General features: G+C 57.6%; 12 protein-coding genes, 4 tRNA genes and 1 riboswitch. Of the genes, 6 read left to right on the top strand and 10 right to left on the bottom strand.

Annotated features, from left to right (window positions below; all coding sequences use genetic code 11):
- Positions 1 to 3,785 (top strand): beta strand repeat-containing protein (locus ACQKPC_RS16260; RefSeq protein WP_427625517.1); only part of this gene is annotated, 3,785 nt, incomplete at its 5' end.
- Positions 3,786 to 3,868: 83 nt separating this feature from the next.
- Here ACQKPC_RS16260 and ACQKPC_RS16255 read toward each other — a convergent pair.
- A tRNA-Arg gene (locus ACQKPC_RS16255) sits at positions 3,869 to 3,945 on the bottom strand.
- 292 nt (positions 3,946 to 4,237) lie between these two features.
- Here ACQKPC_RS16255 and ACQKPC_RS16250 point away from each other — a divergent pair.
- On the top strand, positions 4,238 to 4,471 hold the full coding sequence (locus ACQKPC_RS16250) for a hypothetical protein (RefSeq protein WP_427625516.1): 234 nt from the start codon (positions 4,238 to 4,240) through the stop codon (positions 4,469 to 4,471).
- Between the two features lie 23 nt (positions 4,472 to 4,494).
- Complete coding sequence (locus ACQKPC_RS16245) at positions 4,495 to 4,674, top strand: PA3371 family protein (RefSeq protein ID WP_008071818.1); 180 nt, start codon at positions 4,495 to 4,497, stop codon at positions 4,672 to 4,674.
- On the opposite strand, the gene phnN is transcribed toward ACQKPC_RS16245, so the two are convergent.
- Positions 4,649 to 5,221, bottom strand: a complete 573-nt coding sequence (gene phnN, locus ACQKPC_RS16240; RefSeq protein ID WP_427625519.1) for a phosphonate metabolism protein/1,5-bisphosphokinase (PRPP-forming) PhnN — start codon at positions 5,219 to 5,221, stop codon at positions 4,649 to 4,651. The genes ACQKPC_RS16245 and phnN overlap by 26 nt on opposite strands.
- A gap of 386 nt (positions 5,222 to 5,607) precedes the next feature.
- On the opposite strand from phnN, the gene ACQKPC_RS16235 reads away from it, so the two are divergent.
- Entirely contained in the window at positions 5,608 to 5,934 is a 327-nt protein-coding gene (locus ACQKPC_RS16235; protein WP_003178899.1) for an Arc family DNA-binding protein, read from the top strand.
- 102 nt (positions 5,935 to 6,036) lie between these two features.
- On the opposite strand, the gene mgtE is transcribed toward ACQKPC_RS16235, so the two are convergent.
- The gene (gene mgtE, locus ACQKPC_RS16230; RefSeq protein WP_008071822.1) at positions 6,037 to 7,479 is read right to left on the bottom strand and encodes a magnesium transporter; all 1,443 of its coding nucleotides are present in this window, start codon (positions 7,477 to 7,479) and stop codon (positions 6,037 to 6,039) included.
- A gap of 321 nt (positions 7,480 to 7,800) precedes the next feature.
- Here mgtE and ACQKPC_RS16225 point away from each other — a divergent pair, with 321 nt between their 5' ends.
- On the top strand, positions 7,801 to 8,316 hold the full coding sequence (locus ACQKPC_RS16225; protein ID WP_427625515.1) for a cell envelope protein SmpA: 516 nt from the start codon (positions 7,801 to 7,803) through the stop codon (positions 8,314 to 8,316).
- Between the two features lie 19 nt (positions 8,317 to 8,335).
- Here the strand turns inward: ACQKPC_RS16225 and ACQKPC_RS16220 are convergent.
- The 7 genes from ACQKPC_RS16220 to ltaE all read right to left on the bottom strand — a co-directional run bounded on the left by ACQKPC_RS16220 (position 8,336) and on the right by ltaE (position 14,300).
- A tRNA-Arg gene (locus ACQKPC_RS16220) sits at positions 8,336 to 8,412 on the bottom strand.
- 71 nt (positions 8,413 to 8,483) lie between these two features.
- Positions 8,484 to 8,560: transfer RNA gene (locus ACQKPC_RS16215), tRNA-Arg, on the bottom strand.
- 107 nt (positions 8,561 to 8,667) lie between these two features.
- A tRNA-Ser gene (locus ACQKPC_RS16210) sits at positions 8,668 to 8,758 on the bottom strand.
- 62 nt (positions 8,759 to 8,820) lie between these two features.
- Positions 8,821 to 9,009 carry a carbon storage regulator CsrA gene (csrA, locus tag ACQKPC_RS16205; RefSeq protein ID WP_002554426.1) on the bottom strand — a complete coding sequence of 63 codons (189 nt, stop codon included), beginning with the start codon at positions 9,007 to 9,009 and terminating at the stop codon, positions 8,821 to 8,823.
- Between the two features lie 186 nt (positions 9,010 to 9,195).
- Positions 9,196 to 10,437 carry an aspartate kinase gene (locus ACQKPC_RS16200; RefSeq protein ID WP_038979429.1) on the bottom strand — a complete coding sequence of 414 codons (1,242 nt, stop codon included), beginning with the start codon at positions 10,435 to 10,437 and terminating at the stop codon, positions 9,196 to 9,198.
- 90 nt (positions 10,438 to 10,527) lie between these two features.
- On the bottom strand, positions 10,528 to 13,149 hold the full coding sequence (gene alaS, locus ACQKPC_RS16195) for an alanine--tRNA ligase (RefSeq protein ID WP_063342834.1): 2,622 nt from the start codon (positions 13,147 to 13,149) through the stop codon (positions 10,528 to 10,530).
- A gap of 146 nt (positions 13,150 to 13,295) precedes the next feature.
- The gene (ltaE, locus tag ACQKPC_RS16190; RefSeq protein WP_427625514.1) at positions 13,296 to 14,300 is read right to left on the bottom strand and encodes a low-specificity L-threonine aldolase; all 1,005 of its coding nucleotides are present in this window, start codon (positions 14,298 to 14,300) and stop codon (positions 13,296 to 13,298) included.
- Positions 14,301 to 14,598: 298 nt separating this feature from the next.
- Positions 14,599 to 14,768: riboswitch (FMN riboswitch) on the top strand.
- 103 nt (positions 14,769 to 14,871) lie between these two features.
- Here ltaE and ACQKPC_RS16185 point away from each other — a divergent pair.
- Entirely contained in the window at positions 14,872 to 15,381 is a 510-nt protein-coding gene (locus tag ACQKPC_RS16185; RefSeq protein ID WP_008071834.1) for a 6,7-dimethyl-8-ribityllumazine synthase, read from the top strand.
- Positions 15,382 to 15,469: the final 88 nt, after the last annotated feature.

Genomic DNA, 15,469 nt, shown 5'->3' with positions numbered 1-15,469 from the left:
ACACCTTCGTCATGAGCAGTGCCGATGGCACCGTCACTTCGGTCACCGTCAATATCCTCGGGACCAACGACGCCGCGGTGTTGTCCGCCGACATCGTCAACCTGACCGAAACCAATGCCCCGCTGACCACCAACGGCACCCTGACTATCAGCGACGTCGACAGCCCGGAAACCTTCCAGGCCCAGTCCGGTACCGCCGGTGCCAACGGAACCTTCACCATCGATGCCGCGGGTAACTGGAGCTATACCGCCAACTCGGCCTTCGACGCACTCAATGTCGGCGACAACCTGACCGACACCTTCACGGTACTCAGTGCCGACGGCACGGCGACCTCGGTGGCCGTCACCATCAAAGGCAGTAACGACACCGCCGTGCTGTCCTCGGCCAGCGTCACGCTGACCGAAACCAATGCCCCGCTGACCACAGCTGGCACCCTCACCATCAGCGACATCGACAGCCCGGAAACCTTCCAGGCCCAATCCGCTACCGCCGGCGCCAACGGAACCTTCGCCATCGATGCCGCGGGCAACTGGAGCTATACCGCCAACTCGGCCTTCGACGCACTCAATGTCGGCGACAGCCTGACCGACACCTTCACGGTACTCAGTGCCGACGGCACCGCGACTGCGGTGACGGTGACCATCAACGGCAGCAACGACTCGCCAACAATCACCTCCAACGGCGGTGGTACGACGGCTTCGGTCAGCGTGGCGGAGAACACCACGGCAGTTACAACGGTGGTAGCAACCGACGTTGATCTTCCGGCACAAACACTGAGCTACAGCATCGTCGGCGGAGCGGATGCCGCGAAGTTCTCGATCGTTTCAGGCACGGGTGCGCTGAGCTTTGTCTCTGCGCCCAACTTTGAAGCGCCGACTGATTCGGGAACCAACAACGTCTATGACGTGATTGTGCGGGCGTCGGACGGCACGTTGTTTGACGACCAGGCGATCGCGGTGACCGTGACGGGGGTCAACGACAACAGCCCGGTGATCACCTCCAACGGTGGTGGTGCAACGGCTTCGGTCAATGTGGCGGAGAACAGCACGGTGGTCACGACGGTGGCAGCGATCGACGCCGATCTGCCGGCGCAAACCCTGAGCTACAGCATCGTCGGCGGAGCGGATGCCGCGAAGTTCTCGATCGTTTCAGGCACGGGCGCGCTGAGCTTTATCTCTGCACCCAACTTTGAAGCGCCGACTGACTCGGGAATCAACAACGTCTATGACGTGATTGTGCGGGCGTCGGACGGCACGCTGTTTGACGACCAGGCGATCGCGGTGACCGTGACGGGGGTCAACGATAACTCCCCGGTGATCACCTCCAACGGTGGTGGTGCGACGGCTTCGGTCAATGTGGCGGAGAACACCACGGCGGTCACGACAGTAACGGCGACCGATGCTGATCTTCCGGCGCAAACCCTGAGCTACTCGATCCTGAATACGGCCGGGACGGACTTCAGCAAGTTCTCGATCAGTTCAAGCGGGGTGCTGACGTTCAATTCGGCGCCGGATTACGAGAATGCCCAGGATGTCGGTGATGCTGACGGTGACAATGCCTATGTTGTGGACGTTCTGGTGGCCGACGGCAATGGCGGAACCGACACGCAGACAATTACGGTAAACGTGCAGAACGTAGTTGAGACTCCGGTTGATATGACACCGCCAGAATCACCGACTGGGCTGACTTACAACAAGAGCGGTGGCCCAAACCATAAGCTTTCAGGGAACGCCGAGGCAAATTCATCCATTAAGGTTTACCTGGACAATGGCAACGGTGTATTTGGCGCCGGCGACACAGAAATTGGGACCGGTACGACCAATACCGGCGGTCAATTCGCCAATATTGATCTGGATGGCAAGTTTACGGGTACCAAGACGCTATTTGTCACGGCTACGGACGCGGCGGGCAACGTTAGTGCTGCAACAAGCATTAGCCTGACTTACCCTGCGGGAGTGTCCGGAGAAGCGATAAACCTTGCGATTGCAGATCCATCAGCAGGCCTGATTGACAGCTTTGTTGTCACAGTTACCGACGTTCCGTCGAATTGGACTCTAAACACCGGAACCAACAACGGCGACGGCAGCTGGACCGTGCAGACCAGTGATCCCGGCGCATTGACCGTGACAACACCAGAAGGCTTCGCGGGCGCCGCGGTGCTCCATATCAACATGACCTGGACTAACGCCGACGGCAGTGTGGGCAGTTCCTATGTGTTCAATAACGTCGAGGCCTTTGCCCCCGACGCACCAATCTTCGCCTTGTCCGCTGACGACAACCTGACTGGCTCGTCCGGTGCCGACACTTTCGTCTTCGCTCAGCCGATCGGCAACAACCAGATCTACAGTTTCGATGTCACGGTAGACAAGATCGACCTGATCGGCTTCGCGGGTGTCACCGGTTTTGCTGACTTGAGTATCGCTAACGACGCCAATGGCAATGCGCTGGTCAGCATCAGCTCCGGCCAGTCGGTCACCCTTAAAGGTGTCGATGCGGCGGACTTGAGCGAAGCGAACTTCCAGTTCGATGTGGACCCGGTCATGACCAATACCGGTACCCTCACCATTGCCGACGGCGCGATCATGCCGTTCGGTGGCAGCATTCATAACAGCGGCACCATCGAACTCGGCTCCACCGGCAGCGAGACCAATCTTGAGATTCTGTTCCGCGGTGCAACCTTGACCGGTGGCGGCCAGGTACTGCTATCCGACAGCGCGCAGAACGTGATTTTCGGTGGCAGCGCCGACACCGTGCTGACCAACGTCGACAACCGCATTTCCGGCGCCGGCCAGTTGGGCGCCGGGCAGTTGGTATTGGTCAATGCAGGCCTGATCCTGGCCAGTGGGCTGAACAGCCTGGTGCTCGACACCGGCACCCACACCATCACCAACAGCGGCGTGCTGGAATCCACGGGTGAAGGCGGCATGACGGTGGCCAGTGCGGTCGAAAACTCCGGTCACTTATGGGCCAACGGTGGCGACATGCGCCTGCTGGCCGACGTGATGGGCAACGGCAGCGCCACCATCGACGGCGACGCGACCCTGACCTTTTCCGGCGCAGCACACGGGTCCGTCGCCTTCCACGGCGACGGTGCGGGCACGCTGGTAATCGCACAGGCCGAAGCGGCGGGTTCCTTGGTCGGCATCCTCGGTCTGGAAAGCGATGACATGCTGACCTTCGGCGATCTCGCCTTCGGCGCCAACACCCAGCTCAGCTACAGCGCCAACGCCTCTGGCAGCGGCGGCCTGCTGACGGTGGACGACGGCATGCACCGGGCCGAGGTGAACCTGCTAGGGCACTACACAGTGGAGGACTTCCAGGTCTCCGACGGCGAGGCCGGTACCCAGGTCAGTTACAACGGAGCATCCAGTGGCACACTCGTAGGCAGCATGGCGGCAGACGTACTCAGTGGCGGCGACGGCAACGACATCCTGGCGGGTCGTGGTGGGGAGGACACGCTCAGCGGTGGCGCGGGAGCCGATATGTTCGCCTATCTCAACGCGGCGGAAGGCGGGGACACCATCCTCGACTACAACTTCGCCGAAGGCGACGCACTCGACCTCTCTGCCCTGCTCAGCGCCAACTTCGTTAGCGGTATCAGCCAGGCGTCCGACTTCGTCCAACTGGCGCAATCAGGCAGCGACATCACCGTGAAGGTGGATGCCGATGGTGCAGCCAATGGTACGAACTTCGCCGATGTGGCGGTCCTTGCCAACACGGGCACAAGCGGTACCGATCTGGTGCGCACCTGGTTTGGGGAGGCTGACCATACGCTGACGGCTTGATGTTGGGCTGGAGACGAATCCACCGCTGCAGACAACCACAAAAAAGCCCCACCAGATCACTCTGCGTGGGGCTTTCAAATAGGTGGTGTCCCAGGGCAGGTTCGAACTGCCAACCTTCCCCTTAGGAGGGGGATGCTCTATCCAATTGAGCTACTGAGACACAAGTCGCCCGCAAAGAAATGCGCAGCGATGGACGGCGTGCATGTTAACGGGCAGGCCCGCTTTTGTCATGTCGTCCGTAGGGCTTTTTAAGTGTAGGCAGACGCCTCACGAGAGCGTGGCTTTGTTTACCGTGCAAATTGCATAACCGCAAAATGCCATCATTGCAAAATGCAATGCGGGGATTTTGCAAAAATATCTTAATTCATTGTTTTTAAAGGATTTAATAGCCGTTAAACTTTTGGCATGCAGGCTGCTTCGGCTGTTCTCACAGAACACAGGAGGTCAGCCCCATGAACAGCGCTCTGTTAGTCGCAAACGCGGTCGCTTTGGCGGTTCTGGTGGGTTTTCATTTCTTCCCCGAAAACGATGTTGCGACGATTGCTCAACGCATCCCCCATTACCTGCAACTGCAAAAAACACCGCAGTTGGCAGTCCTGAGCGATCAACGCGGTTTTGTCAGCCAAGAGGTGAGCCAAGAGACTATTCAGTTGCGCACACAGTCTTTCGAACGCTTGGTATTTTGAAATCACCCCATCAGGAGCACAGCATGTCTAAATCAGCCGCAGGATTTTTCGTCCTCGCCTTACTGAGTGGCATCCTTCATTTGTCATTGGTCGGGGACACGGTCGTCACCCTGCCCCTGATTGCTTGCGCCGTGTTCGGTACGCTGTTCGTGCTGGCGCTGATCGCCGGGCGCAAGATCAAGTTCGATCCGGTTTTGCGCTGAGGTTCAGCAGCTCCAGAAGATTGGCGACAGTTACAGTAAGGTCGCCGGAGTTATCGAGTTGACAGATCTGCATACCATCGATTGGCTCATCAGCCGTAAACAGCGCATTACGGCGCAGTCTTGCTTCAATTTCTGCCGGGCTCTCACGCCCCCGCCGTAAAAGGCGCTCGCGCAGGGCTTCATCCTTGACCGTCAATAGCACCGGCAATAGCGTGGGATAGCGCTGTTGCGCTTCTGCCAGGTGCCCGCGCGAACCGTTGATCAACACATCGCGACCATCCGCGAGCCATTGGTCTACGCGCACAGGAATACCGTAATTGAGCCCATTGGCCTGCCACGACAGCGCAAAATCTCCTTCGGCCCTGCGTTGTTCGAACTCTTCGCGGGACACCTCGATGGCGTCTTCACCCACCGATTCCGCCGAGCGTGTGATAACGCGACGCACGACTTCACAATTGCGTGCGCGCAGCGGCTCGCGAGCGGTTTCGATAAGGCTGTCCTTGCCGGATCCCGAAGGCCCTATTAAATAAATTAGCCTGCCACCCATCCTGAAATCATCCCGCGCCATACGCCCAGACTAGTAAATCGGCCATTTGCCACTATCCTGTATAAGGTAAGGAACAAGGATCGAATCCGCATAGCATGCACCTTCAGGCGTCTTCGGGCATCACCTGTCGGGCAAGAGGACGCGGTCAGTCATTCGGACTCATGGATTATTTTCAAACCAGTCCGCATTTCTGGTAATAGGTGCTGGCATTAAGCCTTTACCCAGATCAATATTTGTCACAGAATTGACGCCAATGATCTGGCTAATTTGAGGCATGATACGCGCCTCTATCAATTCAGGTTGAACATTTGGCCGGAGTGCTTGTCCTATCTGACATCCTGCGGCCTATCCCGAGAACCGCTCCCCTGAACTAACCGGTTAAATATATGCGCCCATTGAAACAGGCAATTTATTCCAGCCGTACGGCTGACAAGTTCGTCGTACGTCTGCCAGACGGAATGCGTGAACGCATTGCCGAGGTGGCTCGCAATCATCATCGCAGCATGAACTCCGAAATCATCGCGCGCCTTGAGCAAAGCCTTATTCAGGAAGGCGCGTTGGGTGAAGAGTTGAGCATGCGCCTGGACAGCCCCGAACTGTCTTTGCATGAACGCGAACTGCTGCAGCGCTTCCGCCAGCTCTCCCACCGCCAGCAAAACGCTCTGGTTTCGCTGATCGCCCATGACGCCGAAATGGCCGCAGACGCTTCCTGATTCATCCCGAAAGCTCAAGCCAGCGTAATTGCTGGCTTTTTTTTTGCCTGAAATTTGGCTAAAAAAAACCCGCCGATTGGCGGGCTCTTTTAAAACAGGACATCAAAGCAGGAAAATCGTCGCCAGCCCGAGGAAGATGAAAAAGCCGCCACTGTCAGTCATGGCCGTGATCATCACACTGGCACCCATTGCCGGGTCGCGCCCAAGCCGCGCCAGGGTCATCGGAATCAAAACCCCCATCAACGCCGCAAGCAACAGGTTAAGCGTCATGGCGGCGGTCATCACCACGCCCAGGGACCAACTGCCATAAAGCAAATAGGCCACCACACCAATCACGCCGCCCCAGACCAGACCATTGATCAAGCCGACCGCCAACTCCTTGCGCATCAGCCGCGACGTATTGCCGGTACTGACCTGGTCCAGCGCCATGGCCCGAACGATCATGGTGATTGTCTGGTTACCCGAGTTGCCACCGATACCGGCAACGATCGGCATCAATGCCGCGAGTGCTACCAGTTTCTCGATGGATCCTTCGAACAGGCCGATCACCCGGGATGCAATGAACGCGGTGATCAGGTTTATCGCCAGCCAGGCCCAACGGTTGCGCAGGGACTTCCAGACTGATGCGAAAATATCTTCTTCTTCACGCAGACCCGCCATGTTGAGAACTTCGTTTTCGCTCTCTTCACGGATCAGGTCGACCATTTCATCGATGGTCAGACGACCGATCAGCTTGCCGTTCTTGTCGACTACCGGCGCCGAGATCAAGTCATAACGTTCGAATGCTTGCGCTGCCTCGTAAGCATCTTCATCCGGATGAAAACTCACCGGGTCGCTGGCCATGACTTCCGACACCTGCTTTTCCGGGTCGTTGACCAGCAGACGCTTGATCGGTAACACACCCTTGAGCACGCCGTCGTAATCGACCACGAACAGTTTGTCGGTGTGGCTTGGCAGTTCTTTGAGACGACGCAGGTAACGCAAAACCACTTCGAGACTGACATCCTCACGGATAGTCACCATCTCGAAGTCCATCAGCGCACCGACCTGCTCCTCGTCATAGGACAACGCGGAGCGGACGCGCTCACGCTGTTGATTATCGAGGGTTTCCATCAGCTCGTGGACGACGTCTCGCGGCAGCTCGGAGGCCAGGTCAGCGAGTTCGTCGGCATCCATGTCCTTGGCCGCCGCCAAGAGCTCGTGATCGTCCATGTCGGCGATCAGGGTTTCACGAACCGAATCGGATACTTCGAGCAGAATGTCGCCGTCGCGATCAGCCTTGACCAATTGCCAGACTGTCAGGCGATCGTCCAGCGGCAAGGCTTCAAGGATGTAGGCAACGTCGGCGGAATGCAGATCATCGAGCTTGCGTTGCAACTCGACAAGGTTTTGCCGGTGAACCAGGTTCTCGACCCGGTCGTGATGCGGACCTTCCTGGCGATGAGTCAGGTCTTCGACCACTCGCTGGCGCTGCAGCAGCTCAACGACTTGAGCGAGGCGGTCCTGCAAGCTTTCCTGCGTTTTCTTTACTTCAGCTTCAGACATAGGCGAACTCCACTCCCAGCAGCGGGGCACGCCGGAAGGATCAATCAGTCAATTCATGATTGTAAAAACGGGGTAACGAGTAACTACTGGGTAAGTCCATGGAGGTATTCCACAAGCCCCGGCGGGGCTGACGGGCGCAATGATAACACCGCCTGACGGTTTTAAACGTTAAAAAATCGCGGCTGAAACAAGTGCTTGCGAGATAAACCTGAGCGCCATCCTGATCCATGAAACTGCGACGACTCATCCTGAAAAGAAAACACACCGCCGCCTGAAAATGTAATGACTACCCTTGATGAAGACCGTCATGGAGGACGTCGAATGCCATCGATTGCTCATTATTTGCTTGCCACCCTGCTCTGCCTGCCGCCCCAAGTGCTCGCCACGACCGTTCACCGGTGCGAAGCGGCCAATGGGCACATCACCTTCACAACCTTGAGCTGTACGACAGGAGAAAGCCTCTCAGCACACGACGTACGCACGTTCCTGCCAGGCAGCGTGACGCCCCTGATGCCTGAGGCCGAGTCTCGCGAAACATCAGGTACGAAATTGCAAAGGAGAGAGCCGACGGTGGTTGGTCAATCCGAAGGCATATGTGGAGATCTGCTCAGCGCGAAGGAACGCCGCATAGCGATCATCAATCAGCGGGTCGTTGCCGGCATGAGCCAGCAGGACGTCGAAAGTGCGCTCGGCAAACCCGACAAAATCACCACCCGCAATTCAGCCACAAGCTATCGCTACGACAACAAGCGAGGGCGCAGTGCTCATATCGAGTTTGACGAGAAAGGTTGTACCAAAGGAAAAGCCAAATCGCAGACGGCAAAAAGCCCGCGTTAAACGCGGGCTTTTTGTTGTTTGGTGCACTCGACAGGATTCGAACCTGTGACCGCTCGGTTCGTAGCCGAGTACTCTATCCAGCTGAGCTACGAGTGCATTTGTGTTTTTATACCAGATCACAACTGGTTGAAGCCAAGTTATTCACATTACTGCAAACAACTCTTAAATGGTGCACTCGACAGGATTCGAACCTGTGACCGCTCGGTTCGTAGCCGAGTACTCTATCCAGCTGAGCTACGAGTGCATTTGTTGCCGCGCATTATAGGCCGTTGAATCTTTTTGTAAAGCACTTTTTCTAGTAATTTCAACAACTTACCGAAGAAGCCAGATTACAACGTACTACGCAAATAATGGCGGAGAACGGGGGATTCGAACCCCCGACACCCTTTTGAGGTGTACTCCCTTAGCAGGGGAGCGCCTTCGGCCACTCGGCCAGCTCTCCGCAACACGGGGCGTATCTTAACCAACCTTTTCCCCGTTTGCAAACATAAAAAACGATAAAAATTAATGGCTTGGTTCTTCGTCCTTCTCTTTCTTTATACGCAGGTAAATTTCTTCACGATGCACAGCAACCTCTTTCGGGGCGTTGACACCGATACGCACTTGATTTCCTTTTACGCCGAGCACGGTCACAGTGATTTCGCCATCACCAATAATCAGGCTTTCTGCGCACCGACGAGTCAGAATCAGCATACCTTTCTCCTCACGCATTTCATTTCAGGGACAACAGTCTGCAAAAAAAAGGCATTCGACCTACAACCGGAACGATCGCAGCCCTACATGCCTGAGTATTGACTAGCGCGAGCAAAAGAACAGTTTTGGTACGCGCCATTCAAAAAAACGAAGGGCGCGGTCAGACCGCGCCCTTGGGGGAACGTATTACTCGCCCTGTCGGGCCGGCGCATCCAGTTCGAAAGCCGTGTGCAGAGCGCGCACAGCCAGCTCCAGGTACTTCTCTTCGATCACCACGGACACCTTGATTTCCGAGGTCGAGATCATCTGGATGTTGATGCTCTCTTTCGCCAGGGATTCGAACATACGGCTGGCCACACCTGCGTGGGAGCGCATGCCGACGCCGACGATCGAGACCTTGGCGATCTTGGTGTCGCCAATGACTTCACGGGCACCGATCTCGCGAGCAGTGTTTTCCAGAACGGTTTGCGCCGCCTGGAAGTCATTGCGGTGCACGGTGAAGGTGAAGTCGGTGGTGTTATCGTGCGCAACGTTCTGCACGATCATGTCGACTTCGATGTTCGCGGCACTGATCGGGCCGAGAATCTTGAACGCCACGCCCGGGGTGTCTGGCACGCCACGGATGGTCAGCTTGGCTTCATCGCGGTTGAAAGCGATGCCGGAAATGATCGGCTGTTCCATGGTTTCCTCTTCATCAATAGTAATGAGGGTGCCCGGACCCTCCTTGAAGCTGTGCAGTACGCGCAGCGGAACGTTGTACTTACCGGCGAATTCCACCGCACGGATCTGCAATACCTTGGAACCGAGGCTGGCCATTTCCAGCATCTCTTCGAAGGTGATCTTGTCCAGGCGCTGAGCCACGGACACCACACGCGGATCGGTGGTGTAGACACCGTCGACGTCGGTGTAGATCTGGCATTCGTCAGCCTTCAGGGCTGCCGCCAGCGCCACGCCGGTGGTATCGGAACCGCCACGACCGAGGGTGGTGATATTGCCGTGCTCGTCGACGCCCTGGAAACCGGCGACAACCACCACACGACCAGCCTTCAGGTCACCGCGAATCTTCTGGTCATCAATCTGCAAGATACGCGCTTTATTGTGCGCGCTATCCGTCAGAATCCGTACCTGATTGCCGGTGTACGACACCGCTGGCACGCCACGCTTGATCAGCGCCATGGCCAACAGTGCAATCGTCACCTGCTCACCGGTGGATACGATCACATCCAGCTCACGAGGAACCGGCTGACCGTCGCCACTGATTTGCTTGGCCAGATCGATCAGACGGTTGGTTTCGCCGCTCATTGCAGACAGCACAACCACCAGGTCATCGCCCGCCTCGCGGAATTTCTTAACCTTGTCGGCGACCTGCTCGATTCTCTCGACAGTGCCGACTGAGGTGCCTCCAAATTTCTGTACGATCAAAGCCATTTCAAAGCCGCCTCTGCCCATGAAGGGCGCCCAATAATCACTCAAACAGCGTTCTGGCCCGCCACTAGACCGCGGGCCAGACACACTGCCTTATAAACCCTGCTCTACAAATGGAACAGTCAGGGCCAATGCGGCATCCAGTGCGCCAGCGTCAATACCACCGCCCTGCGCCATGTCTGGACGACCACCGCCCTTCCCGCCCACTGCCGCAGCAGCCTGTTTCATCAAATCACCGGCTTTGAGTTGGCCAGTCAGGTCTTTGGTCACGCCTGCAACCAGAACGACCTTTTCCTCATGGACACTGCCGAGCAGGATCACTGCGCGGCCGAGTTTGTTTTTCAGTTGATCGACCAGCGCCAACAGCGCCTTGCCGTCCTGACCGTCCAGACGCACGGCCAGCACTTTCACGCCTTTGACGTCCAGGGCAGAAGCCGACAGATCGTCGCCCGCCGCGCTAGCCGCCTTGGCCTGCAACTGCTCGAGTTGCTTCTCCAGCAGACGGTTGCGCTCCAGCACAGCCGACAGCTTGTCGATCAGGTTATCGCGGCTGCCCTTGACCAGGTTGGCCGCTTCCTTGAGTTGTTCTTCTGCCGCGTTCAAGTAGGCCAGAGCAGCTGCACCGGTCACTGCCTCGATACGACGCACACCGGAGGCCACACCGCCTTCGCTGATGATTTTCAGCAGGCCGATGTCGCCGGTACGGGTGGCGTGAATACCGCCGCACAACTCGACAGAGAAATCACCCATGCTCAGCACGCGCACGCTGTCGCCGTACTTCTCGCCGAACAACGCCATGGCGCCTTTTTGCTTGGCGGTTTCGATGTCGGTTTCTTCGGTTTCAACTTCGGAATTCTTGCGAATCTCGGCGTTGACGATGTCTTCCAGCGCCTTCAACTGTTCAGGCTTGATCGCCTCGAAGTGGCTGAAGTCAAAGCGTAGACGCTGACTGTCGACCAACGAGCCTTTCTGCTGAACGTGCTCGCCCAGTACCTGGCGCAATGCGGCGTGCAGCAAGTGAGTGGCGGAGTGGTTCAGCGAAGTCGCGTGACGCACGTCGGCATCGACATGAGTCTCGACCGGAGCCCCCACGATCAGGCTGCCCGAATCCAGCACACCGTGGTGCAGGAACGCGCCGCCGGTCTTGGTGGTGTCGCGCACGTCGAAACGCGCAGCGCCAGCCTGGAGGAAGCCGCAATCACCAATCTGACCACCGGATTCGGCATAGAACGGGGTCTGATTGAGAACGACCACGCCCTCTTCGCCTTCGCTCAGCACGTCAACCGATTGCCCGTCTTTATAGAGAGCTACGATTTTGGCGGAACCGCTGTGAGCGGTGTAACCGGTGAACTCGGTGGCCACATCAACCTTGACCAGGCTGTTGTAGTCCATGCCAAAGGAGCTGGCGGAGCGGGCACGGACGCGTTGGGCTTCCATTTCGCGCTCGAAGCCTTCTTCGTCGATGGTCAGGCTGCGTTCGCGAGCGATGTCGCCGGTCAGGTCCATCGGGAAGCCGTAAGTGTCGTAAAGTTTGAACACTACATCGCCCGGCACCACGTCGCCTTTGAGTTCGGCCAGATCCTGCTCGAGGATCTTCAGGCCCTGTTCCAGGGTCTTGGCGAATTGCTCTTCTTCGGCTTTCAGGACGCGCTCGATGTGCGCCTGTTGGGATTTCAGCTCAGGGAACGCTTCGCCCATCTCGGCGACCAGGGCCGCAACGATCTGATAGAAGAAGCTGCCCTTGGCGCCCAGTTTGTTGCCGTGACGGCAAGCGCGACGAATGATCCGGCGCAGCACATAGCCGCGACCTTCGTTGGACGGCAGCACGCCGTCGGCAATCAGGAAGCCGCAGGAACGGATGTGGTCAGCCACGACTTTCAGCGACGCCTGAGCATCGTTGGTGCAACCGATCGCCTTGGCCGATGCAATCAGCAGGCTCTGGAACAGGTCGATTTCATAGTTCGAGTGAACGTGCTGCAGCACGGCACTGATCCGCTCCAGGCCCATGCCGGTGTCCACCGACGGCGCTGGCAACGGGTGCAACACGCCATCGGCGGTGCGGTTGAACTGCATGAACACGTTGTTCCAGATTTCGATGTAACGGTCGCCGTCTTCTTCCGGCGAACCCGGTGGGCCACCCCAGATGTCGGCGCCGTGATCGTAGAAAATCTCGGTGCAAGGACCGCATGGGCCGGTATCGCCCATGGTCCAGAAGTTGTCGGACGCGTACGGCGCGCCCTTGTTGTCGCCGATGCGAACCATGCGCTCGGCCGGCACGCCGATGTCCTTGGTCCAGATGTCGTACGCCTCGTCATCGCTGGCGTAGACGGTGACCCAGAGCTTTTCTTTGGGCAGGTTCAGCCACTTTTCGGAGGTCAGGAAGTTCCAGGCGTAGGTGATGGCGTCACGCTTGAAATAATCACCGAAGCTGAAGTTACCCAGCATTTCGAAGAAGGTGTGGTGACGGGCGGTGTAACCGACGTTTTCCAGATCGTTGTGCTTGCCGCCGGCGCGCACGCATTTCTGGCTGCTTACAGCGCGGGTGTACGCGCGCTTTTCCTGGCCCAGAAAGCAGTCCTTGAACTGGTTCATCCCCGCGTTAGTGAACAGCAGGGTTGGGTCGTTGCCCGGAATCAAAGAGCTGGAGGCTACACGGGTGTGGCCTTGCTCTTCGAAGAAGCGAAGGAAGGCTTCACGGATTTCTGCGCTTTTCATTAGGTTCTTCCACGGAGGCTGCGGCCAAAGGCCTGTGCGAAACGTCAACAGACGAAGCGACGGCAAAGGGCCGCATTATATCGGCGTTAGTGACTAGGTACAGTGTGTTTGTACGATACAAACAGTCAATTGGACGGCTAACACGGTCAGTTGTGAGAAAAGTCGGCAAATGTGGCGACGACTTGCTCGATTTGCGCACGACTGACGTCCATGTGCGTGACCATTCGCAGACGACCGGCAGCGCTGAGCTTGATCCCGCGTGTCGCGGCAAAAGCCTTGATCGCTTCGGCCTTGTCGCCCACTTGCACGTAAACCATGTTGGTCTGCACCGGCTCGACCTCATAGCCCGCTGCTCGCAGGCCGTCGGCCAAATAGTGCGCATTGGTATGGTCATCTGCCAGGCGCTGAACGTTGTTGTCCAGCGCATAAAGCCCCGCTGCGGCGAGAATCCCGGCCTGGCGCATGCCGCCGCCGACCATTTTGCGCAGACGTCGCGCCTTGGCGATCAACTCGACCGAGCCGCACAGCACCGAACCGATCGGCGCCCCCAGACCTTTGGACAGGCAAACCGAAACCGAATCGAAATACTGAGTGATCTCCCGCGCATCGACCCCAAGCTTGACTGCCGCGTTGTAAAGTCGTGCGCCATCCAGATGCAGCGCCAAGCCGTTTTCACCAGTGAAACGGCGTGCCCGGACCAGATATTCCAGCGGCAAAACCTTGCCCTGCATGGTGTTTTCCAGCGCCAGCAAACGAGTGCGGGCGAAGTGGAAGTCATCCGGTTTAATCGCGGCGGCGACCTGCGCCAGGTCCAGCGAACCATCGGCCTGCACTTCCAGCGGCTGCGGCTGGATCGAACCAAGCACTGCCGCGCCACCACCTTCGTACTTATAGGTGTGAGCCTGTTGTCCGACAATGTATTCGTCACCGCGATCGCAGTGGGCCATCAGACCGAGCAAGTTGCTCATGGTGCCCGTCGGGACAAACAGTGCCTGGGCAAAACCCAATCGTTTTGCCAGTTCGGCCTCCAGACGGTTGACCGTCGGATCTTCGCCATAAACGTCGTCACCGGTGGCTGCATTGGCCATCGCGTCGAGCATTCCTTCGGTCGGTTGGGTGACGGTGTCGCTGCGAAGATCGATAACGCTCATGAATCTGGCCTCGGTAAGCAGGGGAAAATCCCTTTTGGATTGGAATTACTGCGGTCAAGTCGCCGAATAATCAAGCCTTGAACAAGGAAAAGGCACGTTACTCCTCGAGAAAGCACATCCCTGTGGGAGCGGGCTTGCCCGCGATAGCGAACTGTCAGTCGATAACTAAGGTGACTGACACAACGCTATCGCGGGCAAGCCCGCTCCCACAGGTTCTGCATTTTGATTGACCGGTATTGGCCATGCACGTCCCGGAAATATGTGTTAAAAACGCTCGCCGCCAAACAATCTGGCGGCAAAACGTTCTCAGGGCGGGGTGTAACTCCCCACCGGCGGTAATTGCGCGCAATGCGCATAGCCCGCGAGCGCTTGGCGGCAGCACGGCAATGGCTGTGATGGCGGCAAGGTCAGCAGACCCGGTGTGATCCCGGGGCCGACGGTCATAGTCCGGATGAAGAGAGAGCGGGATTGGCGCCAAAGGGCTGTCCGCAGGCACTCGTGCGAGCGTGCATACCCTTAAATCCCATTCGATTCATAACGCCCTGTTTTTCACACAAACAGGAGTCAGAACATGCAACCCACCGCAATCGATAGCAAAAGCAAAAACCATCAGGGCGAGCGCGTCGCGTTCATTCAGGCCTGCTGGCACAAGGAAATCGTCGATCAGAGCCGTAAAGGCTTCGTCGCCGAAATGATTGCTCAGGGTTATCAGGAGTCGGACATCGATTTCTTCGAGGTCGGCGGCGCCTTTGAAATTCCGCTGCACGCCAAACTGCTGGCCAAGTCGGGTCGTTATGCTGGCATCGTCGCGGCGGGCCTGGTGGTCGACGGCGGCATCTATCGCCACGAATTCGTCGCCCAGTCAGTGATCAGCGGCCTGATGCAGGTGCAGCTGGAAACCGAAGTGCCGGTGTTCTCGGTGGTTTTGACCCCGCATCACTTCCATGCCGGCGAAGAACATCAGAAGTTCTTCTTCGAGCATTTCGTGCATAAAGGTCAGGAAGCGGCAAAGACTTGTGCGGATACGCTACACAAGATGCGTGCGTTGCGTCGCAGCGAGCCCCGCGCAGTAGCCGTCTAGTCGAATGATCGTTCCCACGCTCTGCGTGGGAATGCCTCAATGGACGCTCTGCGTCCGCTATTGGGACGCGGAGCGTCCCGGGCTGCAT

The sequence above is a fragment of the Pseudomonas sp. NPDC089918 genome, from assembly GCF_050280605.1.
Taxonomy (GTDB): Bacteria; Pseudomonadota; Gammaproteobacteria; order Pseudomonadales; family Pseudomonadaceae; genus Aquipseudomonas.
This window is presented reverse-complemented; position numbering and strand designations above follow the sequence as displayed.

What these genes read in the sequence shown, in the direction of transcription:
- ACQKPC_RS16250 (WP_427625516.1), top strand. Translation starts at nt 4,238, where the DNA reads ATGAACAGCGCTCTGTTAGTCGCAAACGCGGTCGCTTTGGCGGTTCTG.
- ltaE (WP_427625514.1), bottom strand. Translation starts at nt 14,300, where the DNA reads ATGAGCGTTATCGATCTTCGCAGCGACACCGTCACCCAACCGACCGAA.
- ACQKPC_RS16185 (WP_008071834.1), top strand. Translation starts at nt 14,872, where the DNA reads ATGCAACCCACCGCAATCGATAGCAAAAGCAAAAACCATCAGGGCGAG.
- phnN (WP_427625519.1), bottom strand. Translation starts at nt 5,221, where the DNA reads ATGGGTGGCAGGCTAATTTATTTAATAGGGCCTTCGGGATCCGGCAAG.
- ACQKPC_RS16225 (WP_427625515.1), top strand. Translation starts at nt 7,801, where the DNA reads ATGCCATCGATTGCTCATTATTTGCTTGCCACCCTGCTCTGCCTGCCG.
- ACQKPC_RS16245 (WP_008071818.1), top strand. Translation starts at nt 4,495, where the DNA reads ATGTCTAAATCAGCCGCAGGATTTTTCGTCCTCGCCTTACTGAGTGGC.
- ACQKPC_RS16235 (WP_003178899.1), top strand. Translation starts at nt 5,608, where the DNA reads ATGCGCCCATTGAAACAGGCAATTTATTCCAGCCGTACGGCTGACAAG.
- alaS (WP_063342834.1), bottom strand. Translation starts at nt 13,149, where the DNA reads ATGAAAAGCGCAGAAATCCGTGAAGCCTTCCTTCGCTTCTTCGAAGAG.
- csrA (WP_002554426.1), bottom strand. Translation starts at nt 9,009, where the DNA reads ATGCTGATTCTGACTCGTCGGTGCGCAGAAAGCCTGATTATTGGTGAT.
- ACQKPC_RS16200 (WP_038979429.1), bottom strand. Translation starts at nt 10,437, where the DNA reads ATGGCTTTGATCGTACAGAAATTTGGAGGCACCTCAGTCGGCACTGTC.
- mgtE (WP_008071822.1), bottom strand. Translation starts at nt 7,479, where the DNA reads ATGTCTGAAGCTGAAGTAAAGAAAACGCAGGAAAGCTTGCAGGACCGC.